This window comes from Pseudomonas sp. c313 (genome assembly GCF_055407145.1).
On the sequence record NZ_JBUZRD010000003.1, the window covers coordinates 271,341 to 296,081 of the forward strand.

Annotated in this window: 21 protein-coding genes; 5 read left to right on the forward strand and 16 right to left on the reverse strand. The window is 61.0% G+C overall.

Going from position 1 to position 24,741, the window contains the following annotated elements:
• Positions 1–197 precede the first annotated feature (197 nt).
• Positions 198–1,172: a 2-hydroxyacid dehydrogenase gene (locus ACZRKZ_RS10755; RefSeq protein WP_463981579.1), complete on the reverse strand. Its 975-nt coding sequence runs from the start codon at positions 1,170–1,172 to the stop codon at positions 198–200.
• A gap of 105 nt (positions 1,173–1,277) precedes the next feature.
• A complete protein-coding gene (locus ACZRKZ_RS10760) occupies positions 1,278–2,246 on the reverse strand; it encodes a LysR family transcriptional regulator (RefSeq protein WP_133099804.1) in 969 nt (322 codons plus the stop codon).
• Between the two features lie 181 nt (positions 2,247–2,427).
• Between ACZRKZ_RS10760 and ACZRKZ_RS10765 the strand changes: the two genes are divergently transcribed.
• From ACZRKZ_RS10765 to ACZRKZ_RS10780, 4 genes are read left to right on the forward strand one after another with little or no spacing between them, the layout of a single operon-like run.
• Positions 2,428–3,939 carry an efflux transporter outer membrane subunit gene (locus ACZRKZ_RS10765; RefSeq protein WP_463981580.1) on the forward strand — a complete coding sequence of 504 codons (1,512 nt, stop codon included), beginning with the start codon at positions 2,428–2,430 and terminating at the stop codon, positions 3,937–3,939.
• A 10-nt stretch (positions 3,940–3,949) separates the two neighbouring features.
• Positions 3,950–6,133, forward strand: coding sequence for an FUSC family protein (locus tag ACZRKZ_RS10770; RefSeq protein WP_463981581.1), 2,184 nt, complete (start codon positions 3,950–3,952; stop codon positions 6,131–6,133).
• Positions 6,123–6,323, forward strand: a complete 201-nt coding sequence (locus tag ACZRKZ_RS10775) for a DUF1656 domain-containing protein (protein ID WP_463967126.1) — start codon at positions 6,123–6,125, stop codon at positions 6,321–6,323. Before ACZRKZ_RS10770 ends, ACZRKZ_RS10775 begins: the two co-directional genes overlap by 11 nt.
• A 10-nt stretch (positions 6,324–6,333) precedes the next feature.
• Positions 6,334–7,194 (forward strand): efflux RND transporter periplasmic adaptor subunit, encoded by an 861-nt coding sequence (locus ACZRKZ_RS10780; protein ID WP_463981582.1) that lies wholly within the window; start codon positions 6,334–6,336, stop codon positions 7,192–7,194.
• Positions 7,195–7,234: 40 nt separating this feature from the next.
• Here ACZRKZ_RS10780 and ACZRKZ_RS10785 read toward each other — a convergent pair whose 3' ends face one another.
• Positions 7,235–7,630 carry a DUF4440 domain-containing protein gene (locus ACZRKZ_RS10785; protein WP_463981583.1) on the reverse strand — a complete coding sequence of 132 codons (396 nt, stop codon included), beginning with the start codon at positions 7,628–7,630 and terminating at the stop codon, positions 7,235–7,237.
• Positions 7,627–8,826 (reverse strand): MFS transporter, encoded by a 1,200-nt coding sequence (locus tag ACZRKZ_RS10790; RefSeq protein WP_463981584.1) that lies wholly within the window; start codon positions 8,824–8,826, stop codon positions 7,627–7,629. Before ACZRKZ_RS10790 ends, ACZRKZ_RS10785 begins: the two co-directional genes overlap by 4 nt.
• Positions 8,827–8,937: 111 nt before the next feature.
• Here ACZRKZ_RS10790 and ACZRKZ_RS10795 point away from each other — a divergent pair, with 111 nt between their 5' ends.
• Positions 8,938–9,801, forward strand: coding sequence for a LysR family transcriptional regulator (locus ACZRKZ_RS10795; RefSeq protein WP_463981585.1), 864 nt, complete (start codon positions 8,938–8,940; stop codon positions 9,799–9,801).
• 17 nt (positions 9,802–9,818) lie between these two features.
• Here ACZRKZ_RS10795 and ACZRKZ_RS10800 read toward each other — a convergent pair whose 3' ends face one another.
• The 12 genes from ACZRKZ_RS10800 to ACZRKZ_RS10855 all read right to left on the reverse strand — a co-directional run bounded on the left by ACZRKZ_RS10800 (position 9,819) and on the right by ACZRKZ_RS10855 (position 24,733).
• Positions 9,819–10,631, reverse strand: coding sequence for an SDR family oxidoreductase (locus tag ACZRKZ_RS10800; RefSeq protein ID WP_463981586.1), 813 nt, complete (start codon positions 10,629–10,631; stop codon positions 9,819–9,821).
• A gap of 20 nt (positions 10,632–10,651) precedes the next feature.
• Positions 10,652–11,116, reverse strand: a complete 465-nt coding sequence (locus ACZRKZ_RS10805; RefSeq protein WP_463967120.1) for a multidrug transporter — start codon at positions 11,114–11,116, stop codon at positions 10,652–10,654.
• Between the two features lie 167 nt (positions 11,117–11,283).
• Positions 11,284–12,735, reverse strand: coding sequence for a mannose-1-phosphate guanylyltransferase/mannose-6-phosphate isomerase (locus ACZRKZ_RS10810; RefSeq protein WP_463967119.1), 1,452 nt, complete (start codon positions 12,733–12,735; stop codon positions 11,284–11,286).
• A gap of 218 nt (positions 12,736–12,953) precedes the next feature.
• Positions 12,954–13,607, reverse strand: coding sequence for an alginate O-acetyltransferase AlgF (locus tag ACZRKZ_RS10815; protein ID WP_463981587.1), 654 nt, complete (start codon positions 13,605–13,607; stop codon positions 12,954–12,956).
• 14 nt (positions 13,608–13,621) lie between these two features.
• Entirely contained in the window at positions 13,622–14,824 is a 1,203-nt protein-coding gene (locus ACZRKZ_RS10820; protein WP_463981588.1) for an alginate O-acetyltransferase, read from the reverse strand.
• Between the two features lie 11 nt (positions 14,825–14,835).
• Positions 14,836–16,368 (reverse strand): MBOAT family O-acyltransferase, encoded by a 1,533-nt coding sequence (locus tag ACZRKZ_RS10825; RefSeq protein WP_133099790.1) that lies wholly within the window; start codon positions 16,366–16,368, stop codon positions 14,836–14,838.
• A gap of 98 nt (positions 16,369–16,466) precedes the next feature.
• On the reverse strand, positions 16,467–17,576 hold the full coding sequence (locus tag ACZRKZ_RS10830; protein ID WP_463981826.1) for a mannuronate-specific alginate lyase: 1,110 nt from the start codon (positions 17,574–17,576) through the stop codon (positions 16,467–16,469).
• A gap of 14 nt (positions 17,577–17,590) precedes the next feature.
• Positions 17,591–19,066: an alginate O-acetyltransferase gene (locus ACZRKZ_RS10835; protein WP_463967118.1), complete on the reverse strand. Its 1,476-nt coding sequence runs from the start codon at positions 19,064–19,066 to the stop codon at positions 17,591–17,593.
• Between the two features lie 11 nt (positions 19,067–19,077).
• Positions 19,078–20,655 carry a mannuronan 5-epimerase AlgG gene (algG, locus tag ACZRKZ_RS10840; RefSeq protein ID WP_463981589.1) on the reverse strand — a complete coding sequence of 526 codons (1,578 nt, stop codon included), beginning with the start codon at positions 20,653–20,655 and terminating at the stop codon, positions 19,078–19,080.
• 14 nt (positions 20,656–20,669) lie between these two features.
• The gene (locus ACZRKZ_RS10845; protein ID WP_463981590.1) at positions 20,670–22,157 is read right to left on the reverse strand and encodes an alginate export family protein; all 1,488 of its coding nucleotides are present in this window, start codon (positions 22,155–22,157) and stop codon (positions 20,670–20,672) included.
• Positions 22,154–23,554, reverse strand: coding sequence for an alginate biosynthesis TPR repeat lipoprotein AlgK (gene algK, locus ACZRKZ_RS10850; RefSeq protein ID WP_463981591.1), 1,401 nt, complete (start codon positions 23,552–23,554; stop codon positions 22,154–22,156). The genes ACZRKZ_RS10845 and algK overlap by 4 nt, the downstream gene beginning before the upstream one ends.
• Before the next feature lie 9 nt (positions 23,555–23,563).
• The gene (locus ACZRKZ_RS10855; RefSeq protein WP_463981592.1) at positions 23,564–24,733 is read right to left on the reverse strand and encodes a PilZ domain-containing protein; all 1,170 of its coding nucleotides are present in this window, start codon (positions 24,731–24,733) and stop codon (positions 23,564–23,566) included.
• Positions 24,734–24,741: the final 8 nt, after the last annotated feature.

Below are 24,741 nucleotides of genomic sequence, written 5' to 3' on the forward strand. Positions count from 1 at the left end.
CAGGGATGACGATCTATAGGGGGTTATCGACTTGAGTGGCCCATGCTTTAGCATTAAAAGCGGGAGCTACTGGAACCCTGCAGCAGTTGTCGAGCCCCAGCGAGGCTACGACGGACGCACCACCGCAATCAGCTCAGCCCCACACCGAGTTGCACCCGACGCAAGCTGCTACGAGAGTAGCAGCGTTTCGAGGGCGCTTAGCCCTTCCACACCTGCGGGTTGACCAGATCTTGCGGACGCTCGCCCAGCAGCGCGCTGCGCAGGTTATCCAGGGCGCGGTTGGCCATGGCTTCGCGGGTTTCATGGGTGGCCGAGCCGATATGCGGCAAAGTCACCGCGTTGCTGAGTTGGAACAACGGCGACTCGGCCAGCGGCTCCCGTTCGTAGACGTCCAGCCCGGCGCCACGAATCCGCTGGTTTTGCAGGGCTTCGATCAGCGCCGATTCGTCCACCACCGGGCCACGGGAGATATTTACCAGGATCGCGCTGGACTTCATCAGCCCCAGCTCGCGATGGCTGATCAAGTGTTTGGTCTTCTCGCTCAACGGCACCACCAGGCAGACAAAATCTGCCTCGGCCAGCAACTGGTCGAGGCTGCGAAATTGCGCGCCCAGCTCTTGCTCCAACGCGGTCTTGCGGCTGTTGCCGCTGTAGAGGATCGACATATTGAAGCCCAGGCGGCCACGACGGGCGATGGCCGCGCCGATATTGCCCATGCCGACTATTCCTAAGGTCTTGCCGTGCACATCACAACCAAACAACGGCGCACCGACACTGGCTTTCCACTGGCCGGCCTTGGTCCAGGCATCCAGCTCGGCCACTCGGCGGGCGCTGCTCATCAGCAGGGCGAAGGCCAGGTCGGCGGTGCTTTCGGTGAGCACGTCGGGGGTGTTGGTGAGCATGATCCCGCGCTCGTTGAAGTAGGCGACGTCGTAGTTGTCATAGCCCATCGAGACGCTGGAGACCACTTCCAGCTTTGTCGCACCCTCCAACTGTGCCCGCCCGAGCTTGCGGCCCACCCCGATCAGCCCGTGGGCGTGGGGTAGGGCTTCATTGAACTGGGCATTGATATCGCCGAGCTTGGGATTGGGGGCGATAACCTCGAAGTCCTGTTGCAGGCGCTCGATCATTTCGGGAGTGACACGGCTGAAAGCGAGAACGGTCTTTTTCATGGGAGGCGGGCTCATCAATACGGCTGAGAATGCCAAGCACGCTAACATTTATCCGGTATCCGGGCACTGCAAAACCACCAAGACAGTTGCTGCTACAGGGGGGGATCAGTTACTCAACCGCGCCCCACCCAAACTCCCACTCAACTCATACGCCGCCAATTCTGCCTGGTGGGCCGCCAGAATCTCCGGCAATGAACCGCGCAGGTATTCCACCCACGTCTTGATCTTCGCATCCAGGTACTGGCGCGACGGGTAGATGGCGTACAGGTTCAGCTCCTGGGAGCGGTAGTTGGGCATCACCCGCACCAATGTGCCGTTGCGCAGCCCTTCAATGGCCGCATACACCGGCAACAGACCTACACCCATGCCACTGATGATGGCGGTTTTCATCGCGTCGGCGGAGTTCACCAGAAAGGGTGACCGGTTGATGTTGACGCTCTCCTGGCCGTCCGGGCCGTTGAAGGTCCATTTGTCCAGTTGGATCACCGGGCTCACCAGGCGCAGGCAGGAATGGTTAAGCAAATCGCCGGGCCGTTGCGCGCAGCCATTGGCTTTGACGTAAGCGGGCGAGGCACAGGCGATGCTGTAAGTTATCCCCAGGCGCTGGGACACAAAACCCGAATCCGCCAGTTCGCTGGCGAGCACGATGGACACGTCATAGCCCTCGTCCAGCAGGTCTGGCACGCGGTTGGCCAGGGTCAGGTCGAAGGTCACGTCCGGGTGAGTGCGGCGATAGCGGGCGATGGCATCGATCACAAAGTGCTGGCCGATGCCGGTCATGGTGTGCACTTTCAACTGTCCGGAGGGACGCGCGTGGGCATCGCTGGCTTCGGCTTCAGCTTCCTCGACGTACGCCAGGATTTGCTCGCAGCGCAATAAATAGCGTTTGCCAGCCTCTGTCAGGGCGATGCGGCGGGTCGTACGGTTGAGCAGGCGGGTTTGCAGATGGGCCTCAAGGTTTGAGACCGCGCGCGAGACGTTGGCAGTGGTGGTGTCCAGTTGCACGGCGGCGGCGGTGAAGCTGCCGGCCTCGGCCACGCTACTGAACGCGCGCATATTTTGCAAAGTATCCATGGGGTGCTCTCAAGGGAGATGGCAAATTGTGACACGAAGTTGCAGGACCCAGTGATCCCTACTAACGGATTATCGCCTTAACGGTAATAAAGATTCACAGGAATCCCACCTTATCGCCATCCAGATGGCCCCCTAGAATTGCACCACCTTCCCCGCAACACCCTCTCAGGAATTCGCAGCAGTGCCGCGTCGCATCAACAGAGAGCTGAAGACTCTCAGTGTTTGGGTTTTATCGTTAGCAATCAGCGGCTGCATCGGAACCGGGGGCATTGCTCCCCAAGGCACGTCCCTCGCAGCCAACACCTTGGTCACCGACGAAGCGATCCGCAGCGCTGCCCAGGACGCCCACTGGCCCACCGCCCGATGGTGGCAGGCCTACGGCGACCCCCAGCTCAATCGTTGGATCGACCTTGCCGTGCAAGGCAGCCCGAGCATGGCCATGGCTGCAGCGCGGGTTCGTGAAGCGCGGGCGATGGCCGGGATTGTCGAGTCGGCCGAGTCGCTGCAGATCAATGGCGACGCTACCCTCAAGCGCCACAGTTGGCCCAGCGATCAGTTCTACGGCCCCGGTAAACTGGACAATTCCACCACCTGGGACAACAGCGCCGCCCTGGGCTTCAGTTATGCGCTAGATCTATGGGGCCGGGAAAGCAACGCCAGCGAACGCGCCGTTGACTTGGCCCACATGAGCGCCGCCCAAGCGCGACAGGCCCAGTTGGAATTGCAGAACAACGTGGTGCGCGCCTATATCCAGTTGTCCTTGCACTACGCCCAGCGCGATATCGTCGCCGCAACCCTGGCCCAGCAACAACAGATCCTGGAGCTTGCTCAAAAACGCCTGGTCGGCGGTATAGGCACCCATTTTGAAGTCAGCCAGGCCGAGACGCCGTTGCCGGAAACCCATCGGCAGCTGGATGCCCTTGATGAGGAAATCGCCTTGAGCCGCAACCAATTGGCGGCGCTGGCCGGCAAAGGGCCAGGTGAAGGCGCGCAGTTGCAGCGCCCGACCTTATCGCTGGGCGCGCCGCTGAAATTGCCTTCGAGCCTGCCCGCCCAATTGCTCGGCCAACGTCCGGACGTGGTCGCCAGCCGCTGGCAAGTGGCAGCCCAGGCTCGGGGCATCGATGTGGCTCACGCCGGCTTCTACCCCAACGTCGATCTGGTGGGCAGCCTCGGTTACGTCGCCACGGGTGGCGGGGCATTGGCGTTCCTGACCGGCAAGAAACTCAACTACAGCGTCGGCCCGGCTATCACCTTGCCGATTTTCGACGGCGGCCGCCTGCGCTCGCAACTGGGAGAGGCCAGCGCCGGTTTTGACATCGCCGTGGCGCGTTACAACCAGACCCTGGTCAACGCACTCAAGGGCATCTCCGACCAGTTGATTCGCCGCGAATCCATGGACAAGCAGCAAGGCTTTGCCGCCGAGTCGGTGGCTTCGGCGCAGAAAACCTACGACATCGCCATGATCGCCTACCAGCGCGGCCTCACCGATTACCTCAACGTACTGAACGCCCAGAGCCTGTTGTTCCGTCAACAGCAGATCCAGCAACAGGTCCAGGCCGCGCGCCTGAGTGCACACGCCGAGCTGGTGACCGCACTGGGCGGTGGCCTGGGCGCGGGCAACGACGTGCCTGAGCCGAGCAAGACCTTACCGAGCAAGACCCCGGCGGCACTGGCCGTCTTTGATCACTAATCAGGTTCCCATGACTCCCTTGCCTGCACCGCTGCGCTGGCTGCATTCCCTGGAATGGCGACGTGGCTTTTTCGACTGGGCACGCAGCGATGGCGTGACCTGGGTGTATATCTTCAAAGTGTTGATCGCTGCGTTCCTGACCCTGTGGCTGGCCATGCGCCTGGAGTTGCCGCAACCGCGCACGGCGATGATCACTGTGTTTATCGTGATGCAGCCGCAAAGCGGCCAGGTGTTTGCCAAGAGTTTCTATCGCTTTCTCGGCACCCTTGCGGGCTCTGCGGTGATGGTGTTGTTGATCGCCTTGTTTGCGCAAAACACTGAGTTGTTCCTCGGTTCACTGGCAATCTGGGTCGGCATCTGCTCGGCCGGCGCAGCTCGTTATCGCAACTTTCGCGCCTATGGTTTTGTGCTCGCCGGCTACACGGCGGCAATGGTTGGCTTGCCTGCGCTGGCTCATCCAGACGGGGCCTTTATGGCAGCGGTCTGGCGAGTGTTGGAAATCTCCCTGGGGATTCTCTGTGCCACGTTGATCAGCGCCGCGATCCTGCCGCAAACCGCCAGCGCCGCCATGCGCAACGCGTTGTATCAGCGCTTCGGGGTGTTTGCGCTGTTTGTCACCGACGGTTTGCGCGGGCGCAGTCAGCGCGAGGGTTTTGAAAGCAGCAACGTGCGCTTTATCGCCGAAGCCGTGGGCCTGGAAGGGCTGCGCAGCGTCACGGTGTTCGAAGACCCGCACATGCGTCGGCGCAACGGTCGGCTCAGTCGCTTGAACAGCGAATTTATGGGCATCACCACCCGCTTCAATGCCCTGCATCAGTTGCTGGAGCGCCTGCGTGCCCACGATGCTGATCATGTGGTGGCCGCCATCAAACCTGGGTTGCAGGACTTGGCGCAATTGCTCGACGGCTTCTCCGGCCGCGCCCTCACCAGCCCCGACGCTGCACGACTGGTCAGCCAATTGAGCGCCTACAAGGCAGACCTGCCGGCCAAGGTGCGCAGCCTGCGTACGACCTTCCAGGAAAACGCACCGAGTGACGCCGAGCAGCTGGATTTTCATACCGCCTATGAGTTGCTGTACCGCTTTGTCGACGACCTGCACGGTTATGCGCAGACTCACGCGTCCCTGGCCGATCACAGCCATGTGCGTGAACACTGGGACGAACCCTACACCCCGCAAACCAACTGGCTGGCCTGTGCCGCATCGGGCATTCGCGCCGCCTTTATTCTGGTGGTGCTGGGCAGTTACTGGGTGGCCACGGCCTGGCCCAGCGGCGCCACCATGACCCTGATCGCGGCGGCCACCGTGGGCCTTTCGGCTGCGACGCCGAACCCTAAACGCATGGCCTTTCAAATGGCTTGCGGTACGTTGATCGGTGCCTTGGTGGGATTCGTCGAGATGTTTTTCGTGTTTCCCAGGATCGACGGCTTCCCGTTGCTGTGCGTGATGCTCGCGCCGGTGATCATGCTGGGCGCGTTCCTGTCATCGCGGCCGAAATACGCCGGCGTCGGCCTGGGATTGTTGATCTTCTTCAGCACCGGCTCGGTGCCGGACAACGTGACGATCTATAACCCCTACACCTTCATCAACGACTACATCGCCATGATCATCGGCATGCTGGTGTGTGCCGCCGCCGGGGCGATCATCCTGCCGCCCAACAGCCGCTGGCTGTGGCGCCGCCTGGAGCAGAACCTGCGCGAGCAAGTGGTGTACGCCATCAGCGGCAAGCTCAAGGGGATGGCGTCGAGTTTCGAAAGCCGCACCCGCGACCTGCTGCACCAGGCCTATGGCCTTGCCGCCGGCCAACCTCAGGTGCAGCGCGACCTGCTGCGCTGGATGTTCGTGGTGCTGGAAGTTGGCCACGCGATTATCGAGTTGCGCAAGGAACAGGCGATCTTACCGATCCACCCGGCCTACGCCCAATCCCAGCCGTGGCGCCAGGCGATCCGGGTGATGGGGCGCTCGCTGATGCGGTTGTTCCTGCAACCCAGCCACAGCAATCTTGAGCGTGGTTTGATCGCCGTGGACCACGCCATCAGCCGCGTCCAGGCTACCGACGAACCCTTCGCCCCGCACTTCGACACCTCGGCTCTGCGCCGGGTGAAAAGCTACCTGCACTTTATCCGCACCTCCCTGCTGGACCCGCAATCGCCCCTGGCTGCCCTCAAGCCTGAAGGACCCGTTAATGCCTCGTGAAATCGCCTTCCACGGCATCTACATGCCGACCATGACCCTGATGTTTTTCATCGCGGCGGGACTTGCCTGGGCCCTGGATCGCCTCCTGGCCGGGTTCGATCTGTACCGTTTTTTCTGGCACCCGGCGCTGCTGCGCCTGAGCCTGTTCGCTTGTCTTTTCGGCGCCCTGGCGCTGACCGTCTACCGTTGAGAATGCCCCGATGAAAAAGTTTTTCAGCCTGCTCGCGACCCTGCTGGTACTGGCTCTGGCGATATGGATTGGCCGCACGCTGTGGGTGAACTACATGGAGACACCCTGGACCCGCGATGGCCGAGTGCGCGCCGACATCATCAACGTCGCCGCCGACGTCACCGGCGAAGTAGTCAACGTCCCGGTGCGCGACAACCAGTTGGTGAAAAAGGGCGACCTGCTGATGCAGATCGACCCCGAGCACTACCGGATCGCCGTGAAACAGGCGCAATCGCTGGTGGCCTCGCGCAAGGCCACTTGGGAGATGCGCAAGGTCAACGCCCACCGCCGCGCGGATCTTGACGCCCTGGTGATCTCCAGGGAAAACCGCGACGACGCCAGCAACATCGCCGATTCGGCCCTGGCCGACTATCAACACGCCCAGGCGCAACTCGAAGCGGCCGAACTAAACCTCAAACGCACCCAGGTGCTGGCGGCGGTGGACGGTTATGTCACCAACCTCAACGTCCATCGCGGCGACTACGCGCGCATCGGCGAAGCGAAGATGGCAGTGGTGGACATGAACTCATTCTGGGTCTACGGCTTCTTCGAGGAAACCAAACTGCCCCACGTGAAAGTGGGTGACAAAGCCGACATGCAATTAATGAGCGGTGAAACCCTCAAGGGCCACGTGGAGAGTATCTCCCGGGGCATCTACGACCGCGACAACCCGGAAAGCCGCGAGCTGATCGCCGATGTGAACCCCACCTTCAACTGGGTGCGTCTGGCCCAGCGGGTGCCGGTGCGGATTCACATAGATGAGGTGCCCGAGGGTGTGCTGTTGGCGGCGGGGATTACGTGTACGGTGATCGTCAATCAGGCACACAACTAACTCCCTGTGGCGAAGGGGGGGCAAGCCCGCTCGCCACCGGTCAGCAAAACGTCTCGTGCAGGTGGCGCCAAAGCAGCGCGCCGCTTGCCTGCTTTTCAAGCACCACAGTGGCGCGGCGATCCGTCTGGGTGCCGCTGTCATCAATCTGGTGTTCCCGATAGGACACGATGGCACCCCGGGCATGGCGGTCGATGCCGGTCAGTTCGCTGAGGGTGATTTTCAGCCCAGGGCGCTGGCCGCCCAGGCGGCTGAACAGTTCGCTGACGGCCGCAACGTCCATGCGGTTGCCGGTAGACGGCGCAATCATGCTGAAGTCGGGCGAGAAGCGCGCCAACAAGTTGCCCAGTGTTGCTTCAGGCGCAACGCCTGCGAACCATTGTTCGATCTCGACGTGGGTCTGGATCACTTCTTCGAAAAAATCGCTGTAATCAATCATCGGGTGGACTCGGGTTGCGGGTGGAGTAATGCCCGTACCTTGGACGTGTCCAGGCGCAGCACGACGAATAGCGGAAGCAGGGTGAGGGCAGCCGCAATCATAAAGGTCACGGTAAAGGAATCCAGTGCCACCAGCAGCGCACTGAGCAGCGCCGCGCCCAGGCAAAAGCTCAACTGCCGATTGATATTCCACAGGGCGCTGGCATGGCCCATGCGCTCAGCGGGGATATCGAGAAAGGCCAGTGTCTGTGCGGTACTGCTGCACAGGCTGCCGCCCAGGCCCATCAGTGCATAGGCGACGATAGCGAGTAATGGTTGCGCCGGCTCGATGCTGATCAGTAACAAGATCCCGACGCACTGCACGGTCATGCCCGCCAGCAGCAACAGCCTGGGGCCACAGCGGTTGAACAGCCTTTTACCCAAGACAATCGCCACCCCCGAGGCCAAGGCCCAGGGCAGCATCAATGCGCCAGTGCGGGTGGCGTCAAAGCCCAGGTCTCGCAGGTAAAGAATGGCAACCAGGCTGGTGCCGATAAACACGCCGGGGATAAACAGATACACCAGCATCGCTACCCGCAGCATCGGGCTGCTGATTTGCCGGAACATGTTCCCCAGATCCAGGGACGGGTGAGCAGGAGAGGGCGTGTCTGCTTTCAGCCATACCAGGGCCAGTAGCAGGGTCATCAGCGCCAGCGGCACATTGGCGTAAAAGATCCAGCGCCAGGAAACGCTATCAACCACCCATCCACCCAATGCTGGCGATAGCGCCGGAACCAGCAGCGCCACCGACATGACCCTCGCCGTCAACTGGCTGCGCTCTGCCGGCGGAAAGTGCCGATAGGCCAACGCTTGCCCCACCGGAATCAGCAACCCGCCGCCCAACCCTTGCAGCAGTCGCCAGCCGATCAGCGCTTCAATCGATTCGGCCTGGCCCACCAGCACCGACGCGACACTGAACAGTAGCAGGCTAGCGGCGATCAGCCGCCGTTCGCCAAGGATCGCCGCCAGCCACACACTCAGGGGAATCACCAATGTCAGCCCGAGCATGTAGGCGTTGCCGATCCACGCCAGTTGCGTGACTGACGCCTGCAACTCACGGGCGATATCCGGGTAGGCGATGGTGGCGACAAACATGTTCACAAGGTCCAGGGCGAAGCCCAGTAAAAAGATCCAGGTGACTTTCGAGCGGTAGGTCATCGGAGCGTTCCTGCTTTCAGTCCCGGCAGGGTAGACCTCTGGCGGTGCTTGGGAAACGCTGCTTTGACTGTTAGTTTGTCAAAATTATTTTGACAAAGGAGGGCGCCGCTCATGGTCAGCCTGGATCGATTCGACACCTTCAAGGCCGTGGTCGAGGCCGGCTCGTTGACCGCAGCGGCTGATTTGCTGGGGCAAACACGTGCGGTGGTGAGCTTCAATCTCAAGCGCCTGGAAGCTGAATTGGGCGTGACTCTTCTGACCCGCAATACCCGGCAACTGGCCCTGACCGATGCTGGCGAGCGTTTTTACCTACGTTGCAGCCGCATGCTGGAAGAGGCTCGCTTGGCGATCGAGGAAGCCCGCTCGGAACATAGCCAACTCAAGGGCACCCTGCGCATTACCACCACCGTGGAGTACGCCTTGGCCGTTGTCGCGCCAGCGCTGGAAGCGTTTCGCCGTTTACACCCCGAGCTGAACATCCACTTATCCACATCTTCGACCCACGCTGACCTGATTTCCGAGCGCTTCGACGTAGCGCTCCGCCTGGGGCGCATCCTCGACTCCAATCACCGCGCGGTGCAGTTGTCGAGCTTCGAGGTGTTTGCGGTAGCGGCACCGTCGTTTAGTAACGTGAGCAATCTGGAGGAACTGGAACAACTGCCCAAGCTGGGCCATGGTCGATTGACGGAATTAACAGTCATTGACCCGACAGGCACCGAACACCTCTACCGTCCCGGCCCAGGCAAGACCTCACTGGTGGCTGACAGCGCCGCCATCCTCCAGGCTTTCGCCGTACGTGGGCATGGGGTGGCAATTTTGCCGCAGTGGTTGGTGCAGGAGGATCTGGATGCCGGGAGGTTGGTGCATCTGCTGGCGGACCATCGCTTTGCGCCGCAGGGGGTTTATGCGCTGTATCCGGACACGCGGCATTTACCGCTGAAGGTGCGGGCGTTTATTGACTTCATGAAGGGCTGACAGGTCGGGGGTCACCGTTACAACGTTCCGCCCAGCCCGAAGCGTTTTTTCAAGACGGTCTCCAGCAACCCCTTAGGTAACAAGGCGGCCATCAACGGCAATGCCCGGCAGCCATTGCCCGAGCGTAACAGGCGCGGCGGTGTAGTCTGTTGCACCGCCTTGAGCACATCCGCCGCAAACTGGCTGGCGGGCGTAGGTCGATCCTGGGACGCCTTTGCCCGCGCACGAATACTCTCGCGCAGCGGCCACCAGGGCGATTGTTCGTTGATCAACAGCTCGGCCTGAGTACCGGCGTTTTTCGCAAAGCGGGTGTCGATGGCGCCGGGCTGGACTTCCATCACCCGCACGCCGAACGGTGCCAGCTCCATGCGCAGGGCATCGCTCAAGGCGTGGACGGCAGCTTTGGAGGCGCAGTAAGCGCCGGCAAACGGCGTGACCAACACGCCTGACACGCTGCCGATATTCACCACCAGCCCTTTGCTGCGGCGCAACACGGGGAATAGCGCCTGGGTTACGCCGACGATTGAGAAGACATTGGTCTCAAATTGCTGCTGTATTGCCTGGGTGCCGCCGTCGAGCAACGGACCCATGGCACCGTAGCCAGCGTTGTTGATCAACACATCAAGCTCGCCTACTTGCCCTGCCAATTGCTGCAGGGCAGCACTGTCGTTGACGTCCAGTTGCACTGCGTTGAAGCCAGCGGCGGCAAGGACGGCGACGTCTTCAGGGCGGCGGGCGCTGGCCCACACGTCATAACCGGCTGATTTGAAGGCATCGGCCAGGGCACGGCCGATGCCGCTGGAGCAACCGGTGATGAGCACGTTGGGCATGAATCAGTCCTTTGTCGTTATTAGTCGGAGAAGCTGCCTTGCAAGTGTTCGGCGCGAAACTCCAGGGTTTGTGGGCGGTAGCCGGGACGCAGTGGAGGCACGGGCAGGCAATCGTCCCAAGTGGCGCCGGCCTGCAATTCGCCGGGGCCGCGATAACGTGGGGCGGCGTAGACGTTGTCCGCCAGGTTCACCGTGTCTCCTGGTGCATAGGCGGCGACGCGCCAGCGCAATTCGGTGAGAGGCACGTCGTTGCCGTTGTTCAGCATAAGTTGCAACGGACGATCTGCCGGGCAGTTTTGCGGCGCATAGCTGATGCGCAATTCCAGCCGCGCCAGTTGCTGCGCCTCGCGGTTGTCCAGCCACACCACCCACACCGCCACCAACCCCAGGCCGACCGCTGCTGCCAAAGACACCGGCAAGGCCCTGGCCGGATAGCGTAGCAGCAGGATTAGCCAGGTGATGATCAGCAAAACACCAAAGAACATGATGACAACCTCGCAAACGGATAAACCATCCTACCCGTGCATGTGCGCAATTGCCTATCTGATGATGACGGACTCACCGCCACCACCGATCCCAAGAAAAAGCCCCCACCCAACCGGCTGCGGATAGGGGACGCAGTCGGCTGGACGGGGGCTTCTTGTGCTGCTTTTTACTGCGCGATGGTTTTCACCGACACGCCACGTTCAATCGGTGTCGAGCGACCATAGATATCTTCAAAACGTTCGATATCGTCTTCACCCAAATAACTACCCGACTGCACCTCGATAATCTCCAAGGGGATTTTGCCCGGATTACGCAAACGGTGTACCGAGGCAATCGGGATGTAGGTGGACTGGTTTTCGCAGAGCAGGAACACGTTCTCGTCACAGGTGACTTCGGCAGTGCCGCTGACCACGATCCAGTGTTCGGCGCGGTGGTGGTGCATCTGCAGCGACAGGCACGCACCCGGCTTGACCGAGATGTGCTTGACCTGGAAACGCCCGCCCATGTCCACCGAGTCGTAGGAGCCCCACGGACGGTAGACCTCGCAGTGGTTCTGGGTTTCGCTGCGGCCCTGTTCGTTGAGGGTGTTGACCATCTGCTTGACGCCCTGGACCTTATCCTTGTGGGCAATCATCATCGCGTCCTTGGTTTCCACCACCACGATGTTTTCCAGGCCGATCACTGACACCAGTTTGCCGTTGCCGTGGATCATGCAGTTGCGGCTGTCCTGGATAACCACATCGCCCTTGCTGACGTTGCCGTTGGCGTCTTTTTCATTCACGTCCCACAACGACGCCCAGCAACCCACATCGCTCCAGCCGGCGCTCAGCGGCACCACGCAGGCGCGCTGGGTTTTTTCCATGACGGCGTAGTCGATGGAGTTGTCCGGGCAGCAGGCGAAGGTGGCATCGTCGATGTCCACGGTGTCGGCTGTCTGGTTGCTGCGTTCCAGGGTCAGCAGGCAGGTGTCGTAGATGTCCGGGTCGTGCTTTTTCAGCTCTTCGAGGAAGCGGCTGGCGCGGAACAGGAACATGCCGCTGTTCCAGAAGTAACCACCGCTTTTGACGAACTCGGTGGCGCGTTTTTCATCAGGCTTTTCGACGAACTGCTGCACGCGGCTAACGCCTTCGGGCAGCAGCGAATCGTTGGTGGACTTGATGTAGCCATAGCCGGTTTCGGGACGGGTGGCCGGTACGCCGAACAACACCATCTCGCCACACTCGGCCGCCACGGTGGCCAGGGCCAGGGCGCGTTGCAGGGCTTTCTGGTCGTCCAGGACATGGTCGGCGGGCAACACCAGCATCAGCTCGTCGCGGCCTTCGTTGATCAGCATCATCGCGGTGAGGGCTACGGCCGGCGCGGTGTTGCGGCCGAAAGGCTCCATCAGGATGCGCTGGGTTTCCAGCTTACGAACGGACAACTGTTCGTTGACGATAAATCGATGGTCCTTGTTGCAGACCACGATGGGCTGCTCCATGCCGTCGAATACCAGGCGTTCCAGGGTTTGCTGGAACAGCGTTTGCTCACCGGTCAGGGCCAGGAATTGCTTGGGAAACTGTTTGCGCGAAAGCGGCCAAAGACGTGAGCCGCTACCACCGGACAGGATGACTGGAATCATGGTGTTTCTCCTTGAATCGATATGAGTTAGAGCTACTGCGTTCTGTCGTTTCACTCTTGTTTTTGTCTCGGTCCAGGCTGATCGCTATCTCTGTAGGAGCGAGCTTGCTCGCGGTGGATGTCAACGATGACGCGGGGCACCAGAATAAACGCGGTGCCCTTGAGTTCATCGCGGGCAAGCCCGGCTCCTACAGGGGGAGCGTCAATGTGGAAATATAATTAGCGAGTCGACACTGGGCGTTTCACCCACACTGGCGATAGGCTGGAACCGCTGCCGGTGATGTACAGCACCGCCGCTTCACCGCGCTCCAGGGCTACTGGTTTGACGTCGCCGACTTTCTTGTCGCCTTCATACAGCGCCAGGCTGACCTTCACCGGGTTGATCTCGCGCTCGCCACGGCTCTTGGCGGCTACGGCCTTGACCACGTCGGTCTTGCCATCGGCAGTTTTCAGGGTCAGCGACTTGTCACTGAGGTTCTGCACGCGCACCAGGGATTTCTGTTTGTTCTTGAACGGCGGCTCTTCGATCAGTTGCGGCTGGCCGCTGCCGTTGTTGACCAAGGTGTAGTAGTGATCAGCGGCCAGCTTGACCGGCAGGGTCGCGCTGCCGACCTTGGCGCTGTAGTCGCCGCCCGGCATGAAGCTGAAGTCGCTGCTGCCCAGCGGGGCGATGTCGCTCAGGTTGGCGGTGCCGACGGTGGCGCTGACTTCCTGGTTGCTGGCGTTGAACAAGCGCACAAAGCTGGAGCCTTTCGGTGCGACAGGGCCGTAGAGCGCGGCGTCGCCAGCGAAGGCGGTCACCGACAAGAAGCTCATGCCGGCCACCAGTGCAAAGGACTTGGCGAGACGACGAGGAGTAGTAGTGAAAGTCATGTGAGTTACCTCTTTCAGTTTTGCGCCCGGTCGGGCGTCTCGGATTTTTGGGTGTTTAGTTGGGTGTTTAATTGAGTGTTCAGTGCCATGTTCTGTTGGCGTGTACCGGCTTCTTTAAGCTGCGCAACCCACTGCGGGTCGGCATCGCCGATTTCGTTGTTCACAGGCAGATAACGTTCCGGAAACTCCCAGATCAGCACTTGTGGCGGGCGGTTCTTGAAGTCGTCGCTTTTCAAATAGCTGAGCATCGGCAGGATCGGGCCGTGGCCGTCTTCGGAGTAATTCACCACGTCGCTGCCCAGGGCTTGTTTCAAGGCCCCAACGAAGTTCCAGTTGGGGTTGGCGCTGTAGCTGGTGCCCACCAGGGCCACCGGCATTTCACTGTCGGCGAACAGGGCGTCGTCGCCATCGGCCTTGCTTTGCACGGCGTGAGTCACGCGTTTCTCCAGAGGCTCCTGGGGCGGCATCAAGTTTTCGAACAGTGGGTCCAGGGGCAGGAACAGGCGCAGGTCGCCCTTGTGCGGTTCGGTTTTCTCGGCTTCGGTGACAAAGCGCTGGGGCTCGCCGCTGAGGGGGGTCTTGTCGGTGATGGCCTTGGCCAGTTGTTGGGCGGCGACCTGGGCGCCGTCGGGCGTCCAGTGGGTGTCGGTGCGCAAGAACACCTGATGGCCGTTGTGCTTGGCCTGTTGCAGCGGGCCCAGCAGGTCGGGAGCGATGATTTTGTCGGCAGCGACGCGAGCATGGAAATCCTTGTAGAGACCTTCATGAATGCTCGCCGGGAGAACATCACCCAGGTGCTCCGGGTACAGGCGCACCTTGGCCGGCACAATCGCCATCACCAGTTGAATGCCTTTGGCCTTGAGGGTCTGGCGCACGCCTTCCACCAGGGCGTAGTTGCCTTGCAGGTTCTGCTCTTCGTTGACCGCGGGGTTGAATTCCTCGTCGCTGTACAACCAGTGATCGCGACCCAGCACCACGCCGGGACGACCTTCGTTGAACAGTTTGTAGTCCAGCGCCGCCCAGAGGTTGGTACCCAGGCGCTTGATCGGGAACTCTTCGTCGTAATGGGTCTCGACGGCCTTGGCCCAGCGGCCGTTAAGCACCGTGGCATCGGCGTTGGTGCTGAAGCCCAGGAAACTGCGCATCGACCAGGCGCCCAATGCGAGCAGCACGGCCATGAACAGGCTGATATAGAGGACGCGTAATGAACGGGTCATGGTCGGCTCCCTCAGAACTGGAAGTAAAGGAACGGCGAGAAACTCTGCGCCGAAAGTTTGAGAATCGACGCCACGAACAACAGCAGCACCAGGGCGCGCATTGCGTAGCGTGGCCAGGCGGCAGCCCAGTAGGCCGGTTGCACCTGGGCATTACTGCCGACGGTGTAGCCGGGTTCCTGGATGCTGCCGGGGTTTTCGCCGGGTACGGCCTTGATCAGGCTTGGATCTGCAGGCTTGGTTTTTTGTGCCGGACGGTTGCTGTAGAAGTCCCGCAGGCCAAAGAACGCCAGCGTTGCATAGGCCACCACCATGGTCGCCACTTGCAGCCCGGTGAGGTTGGCGCGGTTGAGTTCCGACAGCGACCATTCGCCGAAGCTGAACATGGCGCCGTACATGCGACCGGCGACGTGCAGGTTTTCCGAGCGGAAGATCACCCAACCCATCACCACCAGCAGGAAGGTCAGCGCCCAGCGAATCGGGTTGAAGCTGCGCGGCGAGGTGTCGAGACCGATGGCTTTTTCAATCGCCAGCCACATGCCGTGCCAGGCGCCCCAGACGATGTAGGTGATGTTGGCGCCGTGCCACAGACCACCGAGCAACATGGTCAGGAACAGGTTGCGGTAAGTGGTCAGCGTGCCTTTGCGGTTGCCGCCCAAGGTGATGTACAGGTAGTCACGCAGCCAAGTGGACAGGCTGATGTGCCAGCGCCGCCAGAACTCGGTGATTGACTGGCTGATGTAGGGCTGCTTGAAGTTCTCCATAAAGCGGAAACCCATCATCAGACCCAGGCCGATGGCCATGTCGCTATAGCCGGAGAAGTCGAAGTACAGCTGCGCGGTGTACGCCAGCGCGCCGAGCCAGGCATCGCCGGTGGTGGGGTTTTGCAGGGCGAAGCAATGGTCGGCGACCACCGCCAGGGTGTCGGCGATAAACACCTTCTTGATGAAACCCTGCATGAACCGCGTACACCCCTCGGAGAACTTGTCGAGGGTGTGGGTACGGTTGTTGAACTGGTCCGCAAGGTCTCGAAAGCGCAACACGGGGCCGGCGATCAGGTGCGGGAAGATCGCCACGAACGCCGCAAAGTCGATGAGGTTGTGGGTCGCCGGCGTGTCGCCACGGTAGACGTCGATGATGTAGCTGATGGACTCGAAAATGTAGAACGAGATCCCGATCGGCAACAGCACATGGGTGAGGATGAAGGGCGAAAGACCGACTGAGGTCATCATCGCGTTGATGCTGTCGACCCCGAAGTTGGCGTACTTGAAGTAGCCGAGGATGCACAGGTCGACCGCTACGCCGAGCAACAGCCAGCGCTGGGCCGGCTTGGTGCGCACGCCTGCCGCACCGACCTTGAGGCCGATCCAGTAATTCCACAGCGTGACGGCGGCAAACAGCGCCAGGAAGTCCACTCGCCACCAGGCGTAGAACACATAACTGGCAATCAGCAGCAGCAGATTGCGATAGCGTTGCCCGCTCAAATAGTACAAGCCGAGAAAGATCGGCAAGAACAAAAACAGGAACACATTGGACGAGAAAACCATCCCGATCTCTCCATGTTTAACCAACAGTCAAGGGCCAACGGCCCCCCCAGACCCCCCGTGAAAAACCGGACGGTTTTATGCGTGATCAGCCCGGTGTATCAGCTGCCTTTGTCGCCTTTTTCATGCGCCGGGTCGTAGACCTTGGTCAGGTCACCCCCGAGGCGGAACGTCTTGAACGGCTGCATGCCGTGCTTGCGCTCAAGCACTTCGGGCGGGCAGGTGTAGAGGCTGCAGAACGGTTCCAGCCAGGCAAATTTCATGTCCTGCTTCAGGTCTTTCATGTCCTGTTCCTCGCCGTTCTTCTTCTCGAAAATCTCCGGGTCCTTGACCCCGGCCAGCACCTTGTCTCCCAGGCGTTTGAGTGCGCCGTTGTTTTCCGACCGCACATCCACGCCGTTGACCAGGGCGAAACTGGCAATCATCGACAGCGGTGGCAGGGCGTAGTTGTGGTACGCCAACGCCCGTTGCTGACGCTTCAATTCGTTGGGCAGGAAACCTTGGTCGTCCACCTGATTGACGCCGACCTTGTATTCCTTCACCGCCCAATCAAACAGGTCGCGGCGGTTGGTGGCGATGGACGTTGCCATCACCGACCAGGCGGCCCAGTAGGAGTGGTTGTTGGTTTTCTCAAGCGGCAGGTTGTCCCAGTCGCTGACCACCTGATCGGCCATTTTGCTGAACCAGGCTTCGATCAACTGCGACTCCTGCTGACGGTTTGCCAGCGGGTGGGAGTCGGAAAACTTCAGGCGGATATAGGCCGAAGCCATGCTGCCCAGTGCCCATTTGCGCATGGACTTGCCGGTGTGGTTGAAGTCCTTGGACATCAACGCATCGGCCTTGGCCCAGCCGGTCAGCCAGTTGAGCGTGCATTCCAGCTGTTCCGGACGGCCGTCGCGCATGAACTGCATCACCCGTTTGCTGGTGTCACGTTCCAGCGTGGTGATGTCGGCGGTGGTGTCGCGAAAGGCTTTTTCCGATTGTACGTTCAGGGTCGAGCGGGCCTTGTCGGAGCCTTCGTATTTGCTGCGAAATTGCAACGGGCCGGTGTAAGGCGTCGGCATGGAATCGCAGCCGTCCTTGAAGTCACCGGTCTTGAATTTTTCCACCGGCGCGAAGTAGCCCTGAGGCGGGCGCAGTGGGGCGGCGGCGTTGACGGAGCCGGCGAAGATCGCCAGGCCCAGCAAGGTCGGCGTCAGTAGTTTGCGAATTGGCATAAGTAACCTCATTGCACGACTTTCTCTAAGGGCAACTGGGCGGTGTTTTGCCCGGCGCCAGGGAATACGTTGCGTGTGCAAATTTTCGCTTCGACTTTCTGCGCAGCAGCGCCCGCTTCGGGGCCCTGCACTTCCACGGCCAGCAGGGTTTGCGTGGCCCAGTCTTCATCGGTGCGCAGTTCAAAGGCGAAACGCCCGTCTGTATCGGATGTTTCGGGTTTGTCGATTTTGATGTCCTCGTGGCGCCCGTTCATGTACCAGAGGGTGGCTTGCAGGGTTTTCACCGAAGGATCGGCGAAGCGGATGTCGACCTGGTGGTTGCTGTTGCGCAGGTCCATGTTCTTGCTGTTGACCATCAATTCATTCTTGCCGGGCTTGAGCGTGGTGCTGGCGCTCATCTGCGCGGTCTTGCCTTCACAGCCGTTGTCCAGCAGCGACATCATCTGGCGGTAGGTGGTTTCCTGGTCCAGGCGGTACAGCGGCGAGAATTCCCAAATGAGGATCTTCGGTGGCGACTTCTGGAACTCTTCGCTGCCCAGGTATTGGATCATCGAGCCTTCCAGGCCACCACCGGGGAAGGCGACGTTGAGGATGTCGGCGCCGATTTCTTCTTCAAGGAAACCGGCGAAGTTGTAGTTCTTGCCGCTGTGGCTGGTGCCCACCAAAGTGATCTGCGGGTTGCCGGAATCACCGAACAGATCGCCGTCGCCCGCTTCGCCCTTGGGCTCGGTGGTGAACTGGTCCATGTACTGGATCGCGTAGCTGGTGCCGCACAATTGCCCGGCCATGTTGTGCAGGGTGCCGGTCTTGCCCATGCGCCCGGACTTCTTGGTCTCGAACTCACGCTTGGGAATGTCGGCAAAGGCGGCCATTTGCTTGACTTGTTCGCCGACGATTTTTGCCGTGCGCTGGGCCCCGTAAGGGGTCCAATGCTGGTCGCCACGGAAGTAGAAATCGTGGGCCGGCAGTTCGTCGGGCTGCCCTGGTGATAAATCTTCATTGGTCAGCGACGACAGGTCGGGCACCACATAACCCATCTTGGCAAAACGGCCGAGCATGGTTTTGTAGTTGCCCAGGGCCTTATCGAAATCGAACTTGGCTTTCTCTTCGGCATTGAGCTTGTTGCGGTTTACCAGGCCACGGGTTGGCTGGTAGACCACCACCAGTTCCACGCCTTTGCTCTTGAACGCATCGTGCAGTAGTTGCATGCGTTTGTAGCCGGCGGGGCTGGTGTTGAACTCGGTGCGCAAATCTTCCTGGGTCCGGAACAGCCAGTCGCCCTGGGCTTGCACCAGCGTGGTGAAGTTCTGCTGATAGCGGGTGGTGTAGTTCTTGGCGTCGTGGGCTTCGGGGCACAGGTTGCAGCACGGGTCGGCGGTGAACGCCGGTGCCTTGACCTCATCGGCGCGCACGCCTTGGCTGGCAGCCAGCAGGCCGAGGGTCAAACCCGAGAGGCTGAGCAGTTTGATCATGTGTGGGTGCATAAGGGGCATCCTCATTCCTGCAATTCGGTCTGGCGTTCGACAGGGTCGATCAGCACGGCTTTCTGCTGGCGTACCAGCAGGTCGAGAATTTCATCCTGGCGCTCGCCGAGAATCCCCGAGAAGCTGATGCCGCTGGATTTGGTCGGGGCGAGCATGGACACGCGAAACAGCTCGATGCTCAACGGCGAGTCGATGGACAGCGGTCCGCTGCCGTTGGCGGCCAGTTCACCGCCGACCACGATCAGCGAGACCTTGGTGTCGAACGGGTCGAGATCGAAGTCGCGGTCGGTGTTGGTGAGGTCCTTGATGTGCCCGTAGACCCCGGTCAATCCATTGGCCATGGCGATGTTTTCGTACAGACGAATGTTCACGCTGTTACGAATCCGGATGCCGTGGCGACGGTTACTGATCACCTTGTTGCCCCACAGCAGGTTGTCGCCGCTCTCATAGAGCGTGATGCCGTCGGTGTGATTTTGGTAAATCTCGTTATCGGCGATCACGTTGTTGACGCTGTTACGGTCGATCACCAGGCCCGAGAGCTTGTTGTCGTAGCTGCGGTTGTTGAAGATGAAGCTGTCATTCACTTCCCGGGAAATGATGATGCCGTGCTTCTTCTTGGTGCCGTAGACGGTGTTGTCGGTGATGATCAGACCGTGGGAACGGTCGTGGGGGTCAATGCCGTAGACGATGTTGTCCTTGTAGGTATTGCCCTTGACCACAAAACCTTCGGTCTCGTAGCAGTAGAAGCCGTACCACATGTCCGAGAACTCGGAGCCGATGATCCAGCCGGTCGGCTCTTTACGCTTGAGCACCTTGGCCATGTTCGGCGTGTACTGGGAAATACTCACCCCGTAGGACTTGCTGTTGGCATAGCCGAAGCTGGCCATCTTGCTGTTGACGATGTAGGTCTCGGTGCCGCCCCAGGCCAGCAGGAACGGGCGGAATTCCTCGGGCGACTGGAAGGTCGCCGGGGCGTTGGTTTTCTCGCGCCAGCCGGTGATTTTGGTGTCGCGCACAAACAGCTTGCCGTCGTTGACCAGGAACGAGCCGGCTTCCTGGGACAGGCGCAACTCTTGAGTCTGCTTGTCGATTTCGAGGATGCCTTTGTTCCCGACCACAATCGGCAACCTGGCCAGGAACACCCCCGGCGAGGTTTCGCTGAGGTACTGCTTGGGCACTTTCTTGAGCAGGTCCTTGAGGTTCATATAGCCGTCGTCGATAAAGATCGCCTGGGGAATGCCGTGCTGGCGCACCACCCATTCGGCCATCTTGTTATCGCCGCCGATAAAGTCCTTGAGGGCGTCTTCCTGCATCATCCGGCGCACGCTGACCTTGCCGATCTTGCTGCGCACGATTTTTTTCGCGACCGCCTCGGCGGTGTAGCCCGAGACGTCCGGCAGCGCAGGCTTGGGCATCTCCAGCGGCGCAGTCGGCGGGCTAGTGATGGTGTAGGTCTTGGCCTGTTGCAGTTCCTTGGCGATGGTCGGCGCTTTGACTGCCGGCTCTGCATTGGCCATGGCCGAAGCGCTGGCCAGCAGCATCGCTGCGACCAGCAGGCTGACCGAGCCTTTGAGGGCTTGAGGGTTCATTGCGCAGGCTCCCATCAGAAGCGCCAGATCACGTCGACAAAGGCGCGGTGCATGTACGAGTCGACTTGTTTGCCGTAGGCATCGCCCGGTTTGAACACACCGCCACGAAAGCGCACCAGGGCCGACGGCTCGTCGATCGACTGGCTGAGCGCGGCCGGTAGCAGGCCTTTCTTGAAGTACTTAGTGACCACCAGGTCCACCTCTTGGCCGAGGTCTTTCTTGCCGTCTTCCAATGGTAGGGACGAGGTGGAGAGCACGGCGCCGGTGACGTCGTCGGTATTGTTTTGCACCGCGTCGATGCCGTTGCTGCCCACTGGCTTGTTGCCGTCCACGCGCCAGAACTTGTGGTAGACCAGGCTGGCGTCGTAGTCGTCGCGCAGTTGCCAGGAGCCGAACAGGGTGGCGGTCTGCATGTTGTTCATCTCGCCGCGAAACGCCTCACCGAAGCGGTGTACGCGAGATTGGGTGCCGGTGTAGTTGGAGCGGTTGCTCTGCAGGCCGTTCTGTTCGTAGTTGGCGCTGGCACGGGCATAGGCCGCACCGACTTGCCACTGCGGGTCGAGGCGCAGGCGCACACCCAGGTCGGTTGCCCAGCCGTCGACGTCGTCGCTGCGCTTGGCGGTGGTCGGGCGGGTGCCGTCGGCGTTCAAGGCGTTGACGGTGTCGCGATCGCCCTTCATGCCGGTGATGCTGGCCCAGTAGTTGACGGTGTTGGTGTTGCGCCAGTTGTAGGCATCGCTGTTGGCTTCGATGCCGAGCCAGGTCAGGTCGCCGTTTTCGCGCTTGTCCAGGGAGTCAGCAGCCACGCCCGGTTCCGGAAAGTCGAGCTTGCCGTCGTCATGGGTGTGATGGCCGCGCAAGCCGATCCACTGGCCGGGCGTCCATTGATAGGCCGCGTCGCCATAGAGGTGCTGGCGGTCCTTGTCCTTGGGGGCCAGTTCCTTGAGGTCGGTGCGGTATTCGCTGAAGCGTTCGGCGGCGCCGACATTGGCCCGCAGCAGGGTGGTGTCGAAGGTCCAGTTCAGCGCTTCGATGTTGGTGTCGCGCCACTGGCCGTCGTCGTTGCGCAGGCGTTGGCGGCCGAGTTTCAGTTGCTCGCCGGGGTAGGGCGTAAAGCCGCTATAGCCGATCCAGAACTCGCGCAGGGCCAGGTAGTTTTTCTTGGTCTTGCGGTCGTCGTTGCTCGACTGCTCAGTGGCGTTGGCGTCGGACTGTTGCAGGGTATCGGTCTCGATGATGTCGCTGGCCGCTACCGCCTGGCCCATGGCGTAGGCGCTCCAGTTGCCGCTTTCACCGTAGACCCACGGGCGCAGGTCGAGGCCGATGCCGTTGACGTCGCCCTCTTTCTGCGTGCCCAGGTCGCGGTCGTCTTCGGACTGGCCGGTGATTTTGACGTCCAGGCCGAAGTTCTTTTCTTCGGTCAATGCGGCTAGGGTCGGGCACGACCACAGCAGTGCGAAGGTCAGGCCAATACCGGCCTTGACGAATGGATTGAGCTTCATAGGGATTCCTCGCCGTCTTCTTCTTGCAGGGCGTGCAGTTGCAGCGTGTTTTGACTCAAGGCGCCACGGGCGGCCTGTTCTTGTTGCAGCAGACGCTGGCCTTCGGCACGCAGGGCTGGCGGCAGTTGCGTGTCCAGCTGCGCGGCCAGTTCAGTGGCTTGCGGTGTGTCCTGTACCTTGGCCAATTGGCTGAAGACCCAGGCGTTGAGGGGGGCGGGCTTGGTGCCCTTGCCCTGGGAAAACAGCTGGGCAATAGCGAAGTCGGCGCTGTTCTGGCCGTTGCGCGCAGCGGTCAGCAGGTGGTCCAGAGCTTTTTGCGGATAGACCTGGCCCAGGTAGCCACGGCGGTAGATCTGGCCGAGGTAGTAATCAGCGGCGACTTCGCGGCCGACAGCTTTTTGGAAGTGTGCTTCGGCGGCCTTGGCATCGGCCGGTACCCATTTGCCTTCGTAGTAGAGCTTGCCCAGCAGCAGTTCGGCGCGGGGCTGGTCGGCGGCGCTGCCGTTGTCCAGGTACTTCATCATCTGGTCGACATCGCCCAGTTCGGGGAAGTCGTAGAGCAATTGCGCCAGGCTGACCCAGGAGGTCGGGTAGGCAGGGGCGATTTTTTCCAGCAGCGCTTGCGCGGTTTTTTCGTCGGTCTTGCCCAGGCTCGCATCACCCAGCACACGGGCCACGCTGTCCACCCGTTGGGCGGTGACGGTGCCAAGGCTGAAACCTGCTTGCATCTGCTTGAGCAGTTCAGTTTGTTGTTCAGGCTGGCCGCGTTTCTGGTAGACGGTGGCCAACTCGACGTAGCAGATGTCGGTGGTGTTCAGTGCCGCCTTGCAGATGGTTTCCACTTCGTCCAAGTGCTGGTCGTACGTGCCCTGGGTGCGGTACAGCAGCACCTGGGCCAGACCCGCCTCTGGGTAACCGGCGGTGCGCCATTTGCTGATTTGCTGCTGGGCGTTGATGTTCGGGAAACTGTGGGGATATTGCAGGTACAGCATCGCCAGGGGGATCAGGGTGTTGCCTTCGCCATTGGCAAAGGCTTTTTTCAATAGACCTTCAGCTTCGTGTTGCTCGGCCTCGGTGGAGCCGGGCTTGGCTACCAACAGGCGACCCAGGCGAGCCTGGGCGCGGGGCGAGATGTCGGCCGCCGCGCGGTAGGTGGCTTCGGCCTGTTTTATTTGTGCAGGGTCGCGGGTGCCTACCTGGATATCAGCCAAGCCCACTTGGGCTTCGCTGTAGCCCAGGTCGGCCAGTTGCTGATAGTTCTGCGCAGCCATCGCCGTGTCGCCACGCTTGAGGGCTTCATTGGCCAGGCGCTGGTCGGGCAGGCCGGCGCAACCGGCGAGCGCGATGGCCAGGGCCAGTGGTACCGGCAGGAGTCGAAGTGGGCTAGTCACAGGCATGTCCTCTGCTTAAAGACCGGCGGCCATGGCTTTGTCGATCAGCCAGTTCAGGGATGGGCCACGGTCGCTGGTCACTTCCACCGGGCGGCCGGCGTAGGCGCTGTCCAGCGGAGCGTCGGGCTTGATCTGCACACGAATGTCGGAGGACAGGTCGGTGCTGTTGAGGCTGGTGCTGCTGACGATGGTGCCGGTGCGGGTCTGTTCTTCGTCGGCGACCTGGAAGCTCACCGGTGTACCTGGACGCACATCACCGAACTGGCGATAGGAGAAACGTGCCTCGACGTTGGCCTGGCTGCCACGCGGCACCAGTTGGAAGATCACGTCGCCCTTGCTGGCGTATTGACCGTCAGCGACCAGTTGCTGAGACACCACGCAATCGCACGGGGAGGTCAGGGTGCCGGTCATTTGCTTGCCGAACAGCTCTTCAACCTTGGCCGGTTGCAACTGGTCTTCGTCCAGATGGCCCTTGAGCACATCGAGCATGCTGGTGCTGAAGGTGGCGAGTGGCGCGCCTTTGGCCGCCACCGCATCGCCTTTGATCAGGCTTTGCACGGTGCCGTCGCGAGGCATCGTGATGTTCATGCCGGGCACGCTGACTAGGCCTGCCTGGGCGTGGCTGACGAAGTACATGCCGTACACCGACTTGAAGATGAAACCGAAAGCGGCCAGGCCGACGAGGAAGATCGCCAGGCTGAAAGTCACGGCCCGTAGGCGACCGAAGGCGCTCATGCCGCTGCCGCCGTCCTTGACCTTGCGCGCCTTGGTGAAGTTGTCGCGCTGCAGGGTGGCGAGCACGTCGCCCATGGTCACGATGTCACCGGAAAGGTGCGAGGTGATCAGGTGACGCAGGGTGGAAATATCTTGCGGCTCCAGGTTCTGGAACTGGCAGCCGGTGCGGCCGGTCTGGCGATCGTAAGAGCGAATCAGCAGCTCGACGTCCATCGCCAGGCCGAGGTTGTCGATGACGAACTGCAAGCGACCCTTATGCACATCGCCGACTTTCAGCGGTTGCTGGGCGGCATTGAAGGCCAGGCCGCCAGCAGACAGGTCGATGACCCGCACTTCCATGGGCGTGCGGTCGGCGCCGAAGAAGCGCAGCTTGGCCGGGATTTTGACCCGGGCGTGTTGGCGCTGGGCTTCGGACTCGTGAACAACATTGGCGTTTACTGGAGAATTCATTGGGCTAT